This is a genomic window from bacterium, from assembly GCA_035528375.1.
Classification (GTDB): Bacteria; RBG-13-66-14; RBG-13-66-14; order RBG-13-66-14; family RBG-13-66-14; genus RBG-13-66-14.
The window spans coordinates 1-14,505 of sequence record DATKYS010000016.1 but is presented as its reverse complement, the minus strand read 5'-3'; the positions used below and the strand labels follow the sequence as shown (position 1 = coordinate 14,505).

The following is a 14,505-nucleotide window of genomic DNA, read 5'->3' as shown; positions in this document are numbered from 1 at the left end:
CAACCTCGACGCGGTCTGGGGCGACATCACCTTTTTGAAGGGCGACGTGTCGGTGCGCGCCGACGCGCTGGGCGCCATGGACGGCTGCGACGCGGTGGTCAACTTCGCCGCCGAAACCCACGTGGACCGCTCCATCGTGGCCGCCGACGCGTTCATAAAAACCGACGTCTTCGGCGCCTTCGTGCTCCTGGAAGCGGCCAGGGAACTGGGCGTCAAGCGCTTCGTCCAGGTCTCCACCGACGAAATCTACGGCGAGGTGCTGGAAGGATTTAGTAAAGAAACCGACCCCTTGATGCCGCGCAACCCGTACGCGGCGAGCAAAGCGGCCGCCGACCGCCTGGCGTATTCCTACTGGGCCACCCACGGCGTGCCGGTGGTCATCAGCCGGTCGTCGAACAACTACGGCCCGCGCCAGTACCCGGAAAAGCTGGTGCCGCTCTTCATTACCAACGCCATCGAGGGCAAGCCCTGCCCGGTGTACGGCACCGGCGAGGCGGTGCGCGACTGGATTCACGTCCGCGACCACTGCCGGGCGATTCTGCTTTTAATCGAAAAGGGCGAGAACGGCGAGGCGTACAACGTCGGCGGGGGGACCCTCCTGAACACGATGGAGATGGGGGGGGCCATCCTGGACGCCGTGGGCGCCGATAAAAAACTACTCAAGCGCGTCCCCGACCGCCCCGGCCACGACTACCGCTACGCCCTGGACTCGGGCAAGATTCGGGAGCTGGGCTGGGAGCCGGAGCACGAGTTCGCCGAGGGAATCCGCGAGACCGTGGCCTGGTACAAGAAGAACAAGGAATGGTGGGAGAAGATAAAGTCCGGCGAGTTCAAGCGGTGGTGGAAGCGGTACTACCGCGACCAGGGCCGCGCGTGAAGAGGCCTCGAAAAACCCACTGCGAGGGTCTATACTTACGCAATACAATCACCCCACAAACCTGGAGGAAAAATCATGCACAAACTGACTGTACCTTTACTGGCGGTCTTTTTAGTGTTCCTGGGCTGCGCCACCACCACCGGCCCCGACGGAAACGGCGACAGCTTCGACCCCGACCACCTCTCCGGCTACGTCTACGCCGCGGATGGCGAGACCCCGGTGGCCGGCGCGCTGGTCGAGCTGACGTACTACGGCGTACTCGCCGCGGATTACACGACGACCACCGATACCGAGGGCGAGTTCGTCTTCGACCAGGAGCTGCCTGACGGCGGCGCCCTCCTGGAGGCCTCCAAGGGCGGCTTCCACGCCGAAACTGACGTGAACGTCCCCGGCGACTTCGACGAGGACGTCAGGCTCGACCTCGAGATTGATTCCAGCGAAATCGCTGTCGTTCCCGGGTATTTCGATTCCATCGAGGACATTCTCGACGAACTGGGCTACGACTACACCACGCTCTCCGATGCCGACCTAGCCGACTGGAGCAACCTGGAACCCTTGCAGATGCTTTTCCTGAACTGCGGCTCCGACACCGATTGGGCCTCCGACGCCGACGTAATCGCCAACCTGGAGCGCTTCGTGGACGAGGGCGGCTACCTCTACGCCTCGGACTGGGAGTGGGAGTACATCGAGGCGGTCTGGCCCGACGCCATCGAGTTCCTGGACCTGGAAGGGGACGGTGGACCCCTGTGGGGCGAAGAGGGCACCGTCACCGGCGAAGTCATGCGCCAAGAGCTCGAGGACTACCTGGGCAGCCACACCGTGGATATTTATTACAACCTGGGCTGTTGGGCGGTCATCCTGGATGCCGGTCCGGGGACCGAGGTCCTCCTCCAGGGCGACATCGAGTATTACGACGGCTCGGCGGAAGACGCGCCGCTGATGGTGGACTTCTCCTACGGCGCGGGCAAGGTGGGCTACACCACCTTCCACAACGAGGCCCAGCTCGACGACCAGGTGCGCACCGTGCTGGTGTACTTCATCTTCAACCAGCCCGAGGGCGCCCGGAAGTGACCCCTCATCGGCGTAAACAGGCGGACCCCCGCGGGTCCGCTTTTTTTAATGGTGACGGACGGCGTTATTCCGCGTCGGGCATCTCAGGCTCCACGGGTATTTCCTCGGGGACCAGCGGCTCGTCGGTGGGGACGAGGAACGTCTCGCCCTCGAGCCGGATGCAGGCCCAGCCGGTCAGGCCGGCGACGGTCCGGACCCGGGCCCAGTCGCCGGAAACCTCCAGCACCTCCACCACCTCACCCGCGGAGAGGAGGCCGATTTTCACCCCGGTGGCGGTTGAGGGGGCGTCGCGCAGGCGTAGGGCGTCGGCGGCAACCTTCATCCGCTCGGGCGGGGTCTCCTCGACGACCTCGACCTCGTCAACGTGGGCGACCGCTCCCGCGGTGACGTTTCCCGGGTCCACGCCCAGGGCGAAGAAGGCGTCCTCGATGGTCCGGCGCAAGAGGTTCACGTTGCGCTCGTTGAAGCTCAGGTCCTTGCGGGAGGCGTAGTAGGGCTCGAAGGTTTCTTTGAAGGCGGCCAGGAGGACCGGGGCGGAGGCGGGATCACCCATGAGCCCGAGCCCCTCGGCCGCGGCCACGTTTACCAACAGGTTGATGTCGCCCAGGGCCGCCTCGACGAGCTCCCGGTCGCCGGGCTCCCCCCGCCGGGCCAGATACCAGACTACGAGCCGGCGCGCCTCGGGCTCTGGGTGTGCCAGGAGCCCCTCCACCGTCTCCCCGCCGAGCCGGTCGAAGAGGTCGCCGAGCGCGCCCATCGCCTCGTCGTCCAGGCCGATATCGTGGCCGGCCAGGAAGGTGAACAGGAGTGGAAGCCCCTCCTCGTCGGTCAAGCGGCAGTAGGCCAGGAAAGATTCCCCGCGGACGGTCTTGCTCGGGTCGGTGGCCATGGCCCGTCCCACGGCGGCCAGCGCCTCCGGGCTCCCCAGGACGCCCAGGGCCCGGGCGGCGGCGGCCCGCGTCTGCCAGTCCAATCCCCGCTCCAGGAGCTCCATCAGGGGGTAGACCAGGCTGGGGTCGCCGGCGTCCACGGCGGCCTCGGCGGCGGCGGTCAACCTGGTCGGCACGGCGGCGGGGTCCTCCAGCACCTCGGCGAAGACCGGCGCGGCGCGGCGGTCACCGATCCGCCCCAGGGCCCGCAGGGCGGCCGACGAGGTCTCCACAGTACCGGGCTTCGTCTCCCGGGCGTAGGTGGACAGTAGGAGAACCGCGCCCGAATAACCCAGCCTCCCGAGCGTCTCGATGACGACCAGGCATTTCGCCAGGGGCGGCTCCACACCGAGATATTCCAGGAGCGCCACTCCGGTTCCGTCGTCGCCCTTTGCGGCGTATAAATCGCCCAGGGCGGACAGGGCGTCGGCGTACTCGACCCGTTTCAGCATGGCGACCGGCGGTTCGAGCCGGGACGCGTCGTCCACCGCCGCGATGAGGGCCGCGGTCGCCGCGTCGTACACCGGGCCGTCGAACGCCCCGGAATAGACCTCCTGCAGGGCCTGAAGCGCGTCGTCGGACCGGCGCCGTTCCCCGACGGCCTCGGCCGCGACGGCCATCCGCCCCAACAGACCGCAGGCGGCGGTCAGTCGTTCGCCGGGCGGCGGGGGGTCGCGCCGGATAAAGTCCCCCAACATCCCGATTCCGGCGGGGTCGGGGTGGAAAGTCAGGGCCGCCAGCACTCCGGCCTCATCGCCGGTCGGATCGTGCTCCAGGAGCCATTCCGCCATTTCGACGGCATCGTCGTCCGCCAGGCGGGCGAGGGACTCGAGGACGTCCAGGCGGTCCTCGTTGGTCGCCTCATCGCTCCAGAAGGCGTCGCGGAGAAGCCTCCGGCTCTCGTCGGCGTCCATATAGCCGAGCCCCCCGATGGCGGCGCGGAACAGCGCGGGATCCTCCAGGGCCTCGGAGAGGACCGGCAGGGATTCGGGGACGCCGGTGAAGCCCAGCACGCTCAGCAGGGCACCCTTCACCCCGGGGTCGCTCTCGTTCCGGTACACCTCGTACACCCGACCGTAGTAATCGTAGCGCCCGCGGACGGCCTCGATGCCCAGCAGCGCCTCCGCGGCGGCCGTCCGCACCTGCGGGTAGGGGTCGTCCTCGAGCAGGTGGACGGCGCGGTCGGCCAGGGCGGGCAGGGCTCCACCGGTGTTCCGCCAGGAGGAGAGGGCCAGCTCGCGCAATCGGTAATCGTCCGAGCGCCAGGTATCCACGAGGCAGCCGATGGCGTCGGCCGGCCCTTCACCCGTGTAGCGGCCCAGCGCCTCGACGATTCTGCGCCGGACCTCGTAATCCTTCTCCTCGGCGGCGTTGTTGGCGAAAAAAGCCACGCAGCGGTCATCGTCCAACAGGCCGAGGAGCGTGACGGCCATACGCCGCAGGGCGACGTCGGGATCGCTCGCCTCGGCCGCCACGGCGGCGTACAAGCCGCTGGGTGTGACCGTTCCGGTGGTTCTCCCCTCCAGTTTGGCCTGGATCTGCGCCAGAAGCTCGAGACGCTCCGGGACGCTCTGGGCCCAGCCGAGTTCCTGGGCCAGATAGGCCAGCTCCTCGCCGGAGGACGATTCGACCGCTTCGGCCAGGACCGTAGTGGCCAAAATGAGGAGGAGGATGACACCGCGGCGCATGGTTTACCCCTTCGGCTCGTTTGGAACGTTCTCCGTCCCGCTCGTCCGGGGACCGGGTTCGGGGGCGAAGGAGGCGGTCCACCCCGGGCGGATCGGCGGTGGTTCGGCCGCCACCTGACCCAGCCAATCGGAGAGGAGCATGGGCGTCCGACGCCCCATCTCGTAGTACCCGTAAGCGGCGCCGACGACGAGCAGACGGCCGCCCCCGGGACGGGGCACGATTCGCAGCAGCTCCTCGGCCTCGCCCAGCCCCAGCGCCAAATACCCCTCGTCGGCCTCGAAGTTGGCGACCCGGGCGCAGGCGGTTCCCGGCAAATAACCCAGCGAGCCCTGCCGGAAGGTGTCCCGGGTGAGCTCGCGCATCAACTGGCCGAACCGGAGGAGGTAGTACTGGTCATCCGGGGTGAGGGGCACGCCGGAGACCTGCTGGCGGGCGATGGTCCCCAGGCGGGTCAAGAGGTCGTAGAACCGGCGGTACACGTCCTCCACCCGGATTCCGCTGAGAACCAGGGCCTCCCCGGCGGCGGGGGCCTCCTCCAGAAGCTCCTCGGCCGTGGGATTCTCCCGTTGGCGGGCCAGCTCGGCCGCCTGGACCGCGGCCAGCGCCTCGCTCCCGGCCAGGGGGGCGAATTCGGGGAAGAGCCCCGTCTCGCGCAACAGGTCGTGTTGGCTCTTGACCAGCCCCGCCAGACGCTCGAAGAGCTCCGGAGAGGGTTCGACGTACACGTAGGGAAGGGGGAGCGCGGGCGTCTCGCCGGTCGTCCCGATCGAGGGGGGCACCGCGGGCTCGCTCTCGAGGGCCATCGGCTCCGTGGTCAGCGCCAGCAACCCACCGCAGAACGCGTAGGCGGCGCGAAGGGCTGCGATGCCCACCGCAGGACCGGATTCCTCCTCCCCCTCCGGCGACTCCGGCGTGGCGAGGAAAGGTCGCAGGGCGCGCATCCAGCCGTAGAAGAGCCCGTCGTCGTGGCGGCGCAGATCGCCCTTGACCGCGTTCAGCGCTTCCTCGAAACCGGCGTATCCGCCCTCGCCCTGCGCGTCGAAAAGTTGCTTCCAGGCCGCCTCGCTCCCGTCGGCGGCGGCGATGTCCAAGAGGCCCGCGCTCGGGCGGCGCGTCTCGTCCGTTCCGACGGCGGGGCTGCGCAGAGTGGCCAGGTAGACCTCCAACGGCCACGTCCGCTCGGCAAAGAGGGCGAAGGTCGGCTCTTTCTCGGCCTCTTCGGGATTGTCCTCGGCAATCTTGGCCTGAATCCCGGCCACGGCCTCCGTGAAGCGGGCCAGCCCCTCGGGATCGGCCAGCTCGGCCAGGGTGACGTCGGCGCCGTAGGACTCGCGCATCAGGTCGTCCAGGGTGTCCACGTCGAAGTCGTCGGCCTCGCCGAACTGGAAGGCGAAGGCGTCGTCGAGGCGGCCCCAACTGGAGCGCAGCTCGCCGGAGCCGAGAAGGTAGGTGAGAATGAGCGCCTCGAGGGTCTGATCCCGGTCGGTCAGGCGGAACTTGACGCGGCTGGCCCAGTTGTAGCCGCGGTAGAACCCGGCGGCCGCCTCGCTGGTCCGCCGCACCCAGTCCGGCGCCTGGAAGAACTCGGCGGGGTAGCCGTCATTCCCCCGGCTGACGACGGGGGCCGGTCCCGCCCCGCCCCGGATGGCCGTGGCGGCCTGGAAGGCGTCGGGGTTCGTGATTCCGGCGCGCACGACGTTGGCCGGGACCAGGAGCTCCCCCCCCACCTCGACGTAAGAGGCGAGGAATCGGAGGTGGTCCATCAGGACGTCGTAGGCCGCCACGCCGCCGACCTGGGCCACCAGGAGCGACTCGGGGTTGGCCAGCGCGTAGGAGCGGGCCTCCTCGAGCTGGTGTATCTCCTGTTTCAGCCGGGCGTCGAGGGCGAAGTAGAAATTGACGAGCTCCAGGCGCGCCGTGTCCTCCTCCAGGGCCAGGAGGAGGAAGTCGAGGTAGTAGTCGGTCAGCTCCTCGAGGGCGTCGGCGGTGACGTAGGTCGGCCGGGTGTAGGAAGAGGCGAAGACGACGTCTCCCGGGGACTCCTCCAGGTAGGGCTGATCGAAGAGGGGCCAGCGTCGGTCGCCGTAAATCAACGAACTCCGCTCGAGGGCGTCGAGCTGCTCGGGCCGCAGGTCGTACTGCCAGAGGTTCGTCACGTCGGAGAGCGGCAGGGGGAGCGGTTGGTAGAAAATCTTACTGAAGCCGTCCACCAGGTCGGTGTAGTAGAAGCCGGAACCGTCGGGCGCCCAGGCCAACCGGCCGGGCTCGGAAAGGGGGTTGAGCTTGAGGAGCCGACCGCGGGAGGGCTCGTAGTAGTAGATGCGGTGGTTGCCGTTCAGGCTGCCGATGAACAGGAGGCCCGTCATGTTTGGGGAAAGGAGCGGCCCGCGGCCGTGAACCCCCTCGACGGGGAAAATACCCTCCAGCCCGGTGGCCACCACGGTGACCCCCTCGTCGGTTTCCGCCTCCCCCAGTACGCCGAGGCCGTGGGGCGTCCAGCGCAGATGGGACACCCCTTCGACGGGGAGCGCGACCGGTTGTCTGTCCGAGCCGTCCTCGCGAACGGTGAACGGTCCCTCCGCGGAACCGTAGAGGACGCGGTAGTGGAGGGTGTCGCTCTGGAACTGAATCGGGCTCCACCGGGGCTCCGTCTCGTCCCCCTCGTGGTGGGTCAGCCGCAGCTCACCCCCGCCACGGGCGTCCATCACCCAGACGTCGTAATCGCCCTCGACCCGCGAGACATAGACCAGGGAGGAGCCGTCGGGCGAGTAGTGGGGGTCCTTTTCGTCCGAGGTGGAATGGGTGAGCTGGTGCAGCTCGCCCCCGGCGGCGGGGACGACGTAAAGATCGGAGTTGCCGCTCCGGTCGGAGGCGAAGGCCACCAGGGTGCCGTCCGGCGAGACGGCCGGCGTGCTGTCGTTGCCCTCGCCCGTGGTTATCTGCACGGGGGAGGGGAGCTTCGCCTCGACAATCTCCACCCCCTCGGGCACCAGCCGCCCCGCCTCGGCGGGGACGGACAGGAGGATGACCAGGCCGACGGTGATTCCACCGATCAGGAGCACCGTGACGATGGGGTAGATCCACTTCCTGGCCGGGGAGAGACCGCCGAACCACTCTTTGAGCCGCTGGATGGGGTGGGGCATGACCGACTTCCGGCTGAAGGGGCGCGTGCGGGAAAACCCCGGGGGCGCGCCTGTGTGTACTCGGGCGGGCTAATCCTACCGGCGGGGCCCAGCGTTGTCAACCGATAGAGAAGCAATCCACTTGCATCTGCAACATAGTTGCGTTATAATCCCGAGGGCTGGCCGCCCGTCTCCCGCCGACGATAGCCGTGAGTGTAATCTACGAATCCATCGGCGGATGCATTTCACCGGGGACTGAAGTTGAAAACCGAGACCGCCGGGGTGTTGCTGAAAAAGAAAGGCCTGCGCTGCACCGACCCGCGCGTGCGGACCCTGGACGTCATCCTCGCCGGCGACCGGCCGTTGAGCCACGCGGAGATCGAGGAACGGCTGGAGCCCAGGCTCGACCGTGTCACCCTCTACCGGGTGCTGAACGACCTCGCCGAGGCCGGACTTCTGCGGCGGATAACCACGGGGGCGGCGACGCGCTTCGGCGCCTCGGACCACGCCCACGCCCACTTCACCTGTGACGCGTGTGGGATCACAACCTGCCTCGAAACGGTCCCCGTCCCCCGCCCCGCCCTGCCGATGCGGTACGTGGTGGAGGGGGTTGAGCTGAACCTGAGCGGGCTCTGCCCCGGATGTTCAAACGCGCTCCGTCCCGATGAGCCGGAGGTCGAGGAGAAATGAAGGTCCGCGCTTTCCTAGCGTTCATCCCCTCGACCCTCCTCCTCTCCTGCGGTGGGGGGGAGGTGGTCGAGGACGGAGGCGGCCTCACCGTAGTGGCTAGTATTTTACCGATATACCTTCTTACCGAAAATGTAGTGGGTAATACGACGGGCGTCACGGTGGACGTCCTGGTCAGCCCCGAGGCCGGCGATATTCACAACTACCAGCTCGTCCCGGGGGACCTGTTAAAACTAAACCGCGCCGACCTGGTCATCCTCAACGGCCTGGGCCTCGAGGGGTTCCTCGGGGACGCCCTGGCCGACCTGCCCGAGGGGACCGAAATCGTGACGGCCGGGGAAGGCATCGAGCCCCTGCCCCTCACCTTCCACAATCATCAGGGAGAACCGCACGGCGACGAGCACGGGGAGTGGGACCCCCACCTCTGGGTCTCCCCCCGCAACGCCGTGCGGATGACGCAGAACATCCGCGACGCCTTGGCGGAGGCGGACCCGGCCCACGCCGACGCCTACCGCGCCAACGCGGCGGAGTTCATCGCCCGGCTAGAGGCGCTCTACGAAAAGATGCTCACCGCCGCCCGGGGGTGGCCGAACCGCGCCATCGTCACCAACCACGACGCCTTCGGCTACCTGGCCCGGGACCTGGACCTGGAAATCGCCGGCGTGGTGATGCTCACGCCGGGCGCGTCCCCCTCGGCCGGGGAGATGCTCCGGCTGGTAGGAATGATCCGAAATAAAGGCGCCGCCGCCGTCTTCGTCGAGCCCGGTTACCCCGAAGGATCGGCACGCAACATCGCCCGGGATGCGGAGGTTCCGGTTTACGTCCTGGACCCCTGCACCACCGGCGGCACCGACCCCGGCCGATTCCTCGAAGTGATGGAGAAAAATCTGGAAAACCTCGACGCCGCCCTGGGAGGGCGATGACCGAATCCGGTGTAGTGGATAGACCGGCGATCAGCCTGGCGAACGTCACGGTCCGCCTGGGCGATCGGGTCGTCCTGGAAGACGTCACCGCCGACGTCCCGACCGGTGTCATCACCGCGGTCATCGGACCCAACGGCGCGGGCAAAACCACGCTGCTCAAGGCCATCCTGGGGCTCGTGCCCTACGAGGGCCGTGTCGTTTTCCCAAGTTTCCCGCACCGCCCGAGCTTCGGGTACGTCCCCCAAGCGCTGGGGGTGGACGAAGGCTCGCCGCTGACGGTGATGGATTTCCTGCTCCTCAAGCTCCAGCACCGGCCGCTGTGGCTCGGGCGGAGTCGTTCGGCGGGCGACGAGGCGCGGCGCCAGCTCGGGGCCATGCGGGCGGAGAATCTGGCCGATCGGCCCCTGGGCGTCCTCTCCGGTGGGGAGCGCCAGCGGGTGCTCCTGGCGGCGGCCCTGGCGGGGAGGAACGGCGGCCCGGACGTGCTGTTACTGGACGAGCCGGCCTCCGGGATAGACGCGGTCGGGGGCGAGCTCTTCGCCGCGCTCCTGGCCGAGCTCACCGAGGAGCGCGGCCTGACCACCGTCCTGGTCAGTCACGACCTCTCCGTCGTCTCCGCCCACGCCCGGCGGGTCGTCTGCCTCAACCGGCGACTGATGGGGGTGGGGTGCACCCGGGAGACCATCTCGCCGGAAACCATCGCCGCCATGTACGGGCGGGACGTGAGCCTCTTCCTCCACGACCACCACCCCAGGGATGGGTAGCCGGAAAACGGCCCCCCGAGGCGTCGAGCAACGAACCCTTTCCGGAATGCGACCAAACCGCCCACGATGTTCGAGCCGCTCTACCAGTTGCTGAACCATCTGCTCCCCCAGGCCCTCGCCGGGGCGTCGTTCTTGAACCGCGCCCTGGTGGGCGGCCTCTTGCTCGCCGCCGCCTGCGGCATCGTCGGGGTCGGCGTGCTGGGGCACCGGATGAGCTTCTTCACCAACGCGGTCAGCCACTCCAGCTTCGCCGGGGTGGCGGTCGGCCTGCTGGCCGGTGTCTCGCCCTACGTCGGCCTCGTCGGGTTCGCCGTTTTCGTCGGCCTGGGGATAACGGCGCTGCGGCGGCGGGGGCACCTCTCCGGCGACGCGACCGTGGGGGTGGTCTTCTCCGCGGTGATGGCCCTGGGGATAGTTTTGCTGAGCGCGTTTCGGGGGCTGGGGCGGGAGATGCTGACCTACATCTACGGCGACATCCTGGCGCTCACCGAGGCCGAGGTGTACCTGGCCTTCGGCGCGCTGGTCGTGGCGGTGGCCTTCTCGGTCTTCTTCTTCAACCGCCTGGCGCTGACGGCGGTGAGCCCGGAGGTGGCGAAGGCGTCGGGAGTCCGCGTGGCGGCCCTGGAATACGCCCACGCGGCGCTGGTGGCGGGGATAGTGGCGGTGGCCATCCGGGCGGTGGGGCTGCTCTTCGTTACGGCGCTGTTGATTCTCCCCGCGGCGACCGCCCGCAACATCGCCCGGAACCAGGGCTCTCTCTTCTGGTGGTCGGCCGGTCTCGGGGCCCTCTCCGCCGTGGGGGGGACAATTCTGAGCGTGTACCTCAACACCTCCACCGGGGCGACGATCATCCTCCTCGGGGCCGTCCTCTTCGGGGCGTCCGTCCCCATCAGGCTGGCGAGGAAGGCCAAGAGCCCGTGAAAGGGCCCATCCGGTCGGAACGGAGCGTATGGGCTCCGCTCGTCCGGGGGTCCGCGCCCAATGGTACGGCCGCTGCGGACGAATCCTCCTCTCGATTGACAGATTCATCCCTTGACAAGGCTGACCCGATAATAAAAGATGATTCTGACGATGACTTAACGAGGGTTCGGATGTCCCAACGAAAAGCGGGTTTCGGTTGGGTTCTGCTCGCAGCCTGCCTCATTCTGTCCTGCGACCTGGTCAGTGGGCCCGGCAAGGGCGAGGTCTTCAGCACCGACCACCCGCCAAAAGGGACGGTGTGCACCGTCTGGGCACCGTCAAATACTTATTCCGACATGCAACAACTCCAATGGGCCGGGGATGGCGAGAGCATCTACGTTACGTGCGTCAACGGCTTGTACTTTAACAGCCCAGGATTCTTGGTTGAATATGGCCTGTTTGGACAAAAGCGCCTGTACTATAGATCATTCTCTTCCTTAGATTTTATCTCCTACAGCTCTTGCGTGGACGAGGCGGCGGATTACGTCTATACCGGTCGTGCACGACCCTATTACTACAGTGGCTTTGGTCTCTCCGGTTATATCTTCCGCGATTACGGCGATGACAGAATGGAGGACCGCTTCTTCATTGACGACAACCAGCAACGCTACGACCTCCATTTCACCCCCGACGGCTCCGGGTTTGGCTATTGGGTGGACCTCTATCGGAGTGACCAGTTTGCTTTCGCCGTTTTCGATAGGGCCACGGAAACGGAAACGCAGTTCTTCACCGTCGAACCGGACCTCTTCGACACTCGCCACTTCTGCTGGTGGCCGACGGGCGACTCCATCGTCACCGCCGTCAACCTCTCCGAGACCGAGCACGCCATGGCCCGCATTTACCTCGACGGCAGCTACGAGCTGCTGACCCCCGTGCAGGCGGACGAGGTGAATCTGCCCAGCGTGGACCCCCTCGGTAACCGCGTCGTGTTCCAGCGCACCACCACCGGCCCGGGGGACACCTCCTCACACTTCCTCTGTGAGTACGACATCGCCACCGGCGTTTTCTCCGATGTCATCGAGCCCAAGACCCTTCCCGACGAAACCGAGTACGAGTACATCCTCTTCGATCCCGCCGGCGAGTGGATCGCGTTCATCGAGACTTACCCCCGAGTTTCCGGAAATCTGCAAGCTCTCAAGGCCATTTATTGGCCGGAGGAGGAGTAGAGATTCGGGACGCGGTCGGGGCGAACAGTCGGGCGGGTTCCGAACAGCCGTGGGATCCCGAGGTGATAAAAAACACAATAAAAAAGGGGCCGTCCGGCCCCTAAAATTCAACGTCCGACACGCCGTCTCACTCCGCCTTCTTCACCCGCCGCACCTTGACCGCCCGGTTGCCCTGCGGGTCCTCCAACATCTCGAACTCCACCTCTTCACCCTCGGCGAGCTCCGGGGGCTCCTCCAGGATTTCCGAGAAGTGCACGAAGAGGTCGGGCGCACCGGGCCGCTGGACGAAGCCGTAGCCCTTGGCGCCGTTGAACCACTTGACTTTCCCGCGGAGGAGCTCCTCGGACATCTTTAAAACCTTCCCGGCGTCCCCGACGGGCCGACCTGGTAAAATTCACCTAACTGCGGCAGAGGGAACCTTACCAACTACCCCTCCGGGCGTCAAGCCCAAAACACACCGCCCTTCCCCGCCGGCGGTCCTTCGTGTATACTGCCGGAATGCGCTGCCTGGGGATTGATTTCGGCGGGAAACGGATCGGCCTGGCGCTGTCGGATCCGGAGGGGAAAATCGCCCGGCCCCACGGCGTCTTGGAGCGCCGGAGCCCGCTGGCCGACGTGCGCCGCATCTGCCTGGCGGCCGTCGAGGAGGGGGTGGACGAGGTCGTCCTCGGCCTGCCGCTCGAAGAGGATGGAACCCGAGGCGAATCGGCCGCGGCCGTCGAGGGGTTTTTCGCCGATCTGGAATCCCACCTGGACCTGCCGATTCACCTCTCCGACGAGCGGTACACGTCCCGGGTGGCACAGGACGCGTTGCGCGAGGCCGGTCTCGACGCGCGGTCGGCCAGGGGAAAAGTGGACGCCGTCGCCGCGGCGCTCATCCTCCAGGCCTACCTCGACCGCCGGGGCCGGGCGGACGCCGATGAGTGAGGAATGACCCTGTTCGCCTATTAACCACTACGCGGTGGGTATGCCTGCGATGAGCCTCTTCTCATCCCTCTTCCGTAAGAAACCGACGCGTAACCTCCGGCGCGAGCTGGAGGCCTTTACGATTGCCTCCGCCCAACTCGCCCCCCGTTTGGCCCCGTACATCGAGATTCTCCAAAAGCACTACGACGCCCGTCTTATCCACTACACCGGCGAGCTCGTCGGAGAACCGAAAAAGGCGATTCGGGGAATCATAGAAACGTGCGATTCCCTGGGTTACACGGCGCGGGTCTCCGGCACGGCCGACACCGCCGCCATGAAAATCGGGACCAAGCGCAGCGGTCGCGGCTTCAACCGGCGGACGCAGCTCGTCTTCGCCGTTCTGACGGTCCTGACGGTGCTCTGGGCCGGCGGGATGCACGCCGGGGTGGACATCCTCGAGCATCCGGAGCTGTGGTATCTGGGGCTCCCCTTCGCCGTCTCCCTCCTCGGCATTCTCCTGGCCCACGAGTTTGGACACTACATCGCCGCCCGGCGCCACGGGGTCAGCGCCACGTTACCTTTACTTTTACCCGTGCCGAATCCGCTCCTCGGTACGGCGGGGGCGGTCATCCGCATGCGCTCGCCGGTGCCCGACCGCCGGGCCCTCTTCGACATCGGAATCGCCGGACCGCTGGCCGGGGTCGTCGCGGCGATCATTGTCACCATCATCGGCCTGACCCTGTCCGAGGTGGTAAAGCTGGACCCCCGGACGGCGGTACCGCTCTACTGGCCCGAGTTCGAGCTGACCTACGGCCAGCCGGGGCTGATCACCATGCGCTTCTTCGACGAGCCCACGGCGTCCATGTTGGTAAACATGCCGCCCCTCTTTAAGCTACTCCAGCTCGCCGTAGTGGGTACGTTGGCCCCGGACGAGGTCCTCCTCCTGCACCCGGTGGCCTTCGCCGGCTGGCTGGGGTTCCTCGTGACCGCGCTCAACCTGGTCCCCGTGGGGCAGTTGGATGGCGGCCACATCGTCTTCGCCGGCCTGCGCAGGGCGTACAAGCCGCTGGGGAGTCTGATGGTGGTCGCCCTGTTGTTCTTCGCCTTCTTCTGGCCCGGGTGGCTGGTGTGGATCGGGGTCCTCTTCTTCGTCGCCCGGAAGAGGCCCGCGCCCCTGGACGACGTCACGCCGCTGGGCCGGGGCCGCACGCTGGGCGCCGTCGGGGCGATTCTGCTCTTCCTGCTCTGCCTGACTCCGGTGCCCCTGCCGGGATTCTAGGGTTATCCACTACATATGTAGGGCGATCCCGTGGGATGAGTCCCCTGCGGGCCGCCGCGTTTTCTACGTTCCCGCCCCCGACCCTCACCCCGGCCCGTCGGACGCCGCTCCCGCCGGGAGAGGGAAATCTTC

At 67.1% G+C, this 14,505-nt stretch carries 12 protein-coding genes; 9 read left to right on the top strand and 3 right to left on the bottom strand.

The window, feature by feature from the left end; translation table 11 throughout:
• Positions 1 to 877: dTDP-glucose 4,6-dehydratase (locus VM054_01040; GenBank protein HUT97642.1), on the top strand; the 877-nt coding region annotated here is incomplete at its 5' end.
• 75 nt (positions 878 to 952) lie between these two features.
• Positions 953 to 1,948 carry a carboxypeptidase-like regulatory domain-containing protein gene (locus tag VM054_01035; GenBank protein HUT97641.1) on the top strand — a complete coding sequence of 332 codons (996 nt, stop codon included), beginning with the start codon at positions 953 to 955 and terminating at the stop codon, positions 1,946 to 1,948.
• A gap of 64 nt (positions 1,949 to 2,012) precedes the next feature.
• Here the strand turns inward: VM054_01035 and VM054_01030 are convergent, their stop codons facing one another.
• Together VM054_01030 and VM054_01025 are read right to left on the bottom strand one after the other, a co-directional pair.
• Positions 2,013 to 4,565, bottom strand: a complete 2,553-nt coding sequence (locus VM054_01030; protein ID HUT97640.1) for a HEAT repeat domain-containing protein — start codon at positions 4,563 to 4,565, stop codon at positions 2,013 to 2,015.
• Between the two features lie 3 nt (positions 4,566 to 4,568).
• Entirely contained in the window at positions 4,569 to 7,709 is a 3,141-nt protein-coding gene (locus VM054_01025; protein HUT97639.1) for a DUF3160 domain-containing protein, read from the bottom strand.
• Positions 7,710 to 7,949: 240 nt separating this feature from the next.
• Here VM054_01025 and VM054_01020 point away from each other — a divergent pair, with 240 nt between their 5' ends.
• The 5 genes from VM054_01020 (at position 7,950) to VM054_01000 (ending at position 12,188) form a co-directional block, all read left to right on the top strand.
• Positions 7,950 to 8,378, top strand: a complete 429-nt coding sequence (locus tag VM054_01020) for a Fur family transcriptional regulator (protein HUT97638.1) — start codon at positions 7,950 to 7,952, stop codon at positions 8,376 to 8,378.
• A complete protein-coding gene (locus tag VM054_01015; protein ID HUT97637.1) occupies positions 8,375 to 9,298 on the top strand; it encodes a metal ABC transporter substrate-binding protein in 924 nt (307 codons plus the stop codon). Before VM054_01020 ends, VM054_01015 begins: the two co-directional genes overlap by 4 nt.
• On the top strand, positions 9,295 to 10,062 hold the full coding sequence (locus VM054_01010; GenBank protein ID HUT97636.1) for a metal ABC transporter ATP-binding protein: 768 nt from the start codon (positions 9,295 to 9,297) through the stop codon (positions 10,060 to 10,062). The genes VM054_01015 and VM054_01010 overlap by 4 nt, the downstream gene beginning before the upstream one ends.
• Before the next feature lie 66 nt (positions 10,063 to 10,128).
• Positions 10,129 to 10,983: a metal ABC transporter permease gene (locus tag VM054_01005; protein HUT97635.1), complete on the top strand. Its 855-nt coding sequence runs from the start codon at positions 10,129 to 10,131 to the stop codon at positions 10,981 to 10,983.
• 170 nt (positions 10,984 to 11,153) lie between these two features.
• The gene (locus VM054_01000; GenBank protein HUT97634.1) at positions 11,154 to 12,188 is read left to right on the top strand and encodes a hypothetical protein; all 1,035 of its coding nucleotides are present in this window, start codon (positions 11,154 to 11,156) and stop codon (positions 12,186 to 12,188) included.
• A 127-nt stretch (positions 12,189 to 12,315) separates the two neighbouring features.
• Here VM054_01000 and VM054_00995 read toward each other — a convergent pair whose 3' ends face one another.
• On the bottom strand, positions 12,316 to 12,537 hold the full coding sequence (locus tag VM054_00995) for a cold shock domain-containing protein (protein HUT97633.1): 222 nt from the start codon (positions 12,535 to 12,537) through the stop codon (positions 12,316 to 12,318).
• A 134-nt stretch (positions 12,538 to 12,671) separates the two neighbouring features.
• On the opposite strand from VM054_00995, the gene ruvX reads away from it, so the two are divergent.
• Both ruvX and VM054_00985 read left to right on the top strand, forming a co-directional pair.
• Positions 12,672 to 13,115 carry a Holliday junction resolvase RuvX gene (gene ruvX, locus VM054_00990; GenBank protein ID HUT97632.1) on the top strand — a complete coding sequence of 148 codons (444 nt, stop codon included), beginning with the start codon at positions 12,672 to 12,674 and terminating at the stop codon, positions 13,113 to 13,115.
• Between the two features lie 40 nt (positions 13,116 to 13,155).
• Complete coding sequence (locus VM054_00985) at positions 13,156 to 14,373, top strand: site-2 protease family protein (GenBank protein ID HUT97631.1); 1,218 nt, start codon at positions 13,156 to 13,158, stop codon at positions 14,371 to 14,373.
• Positions 14,374 to 14,505: the final 132 nt, after the last annotated feature.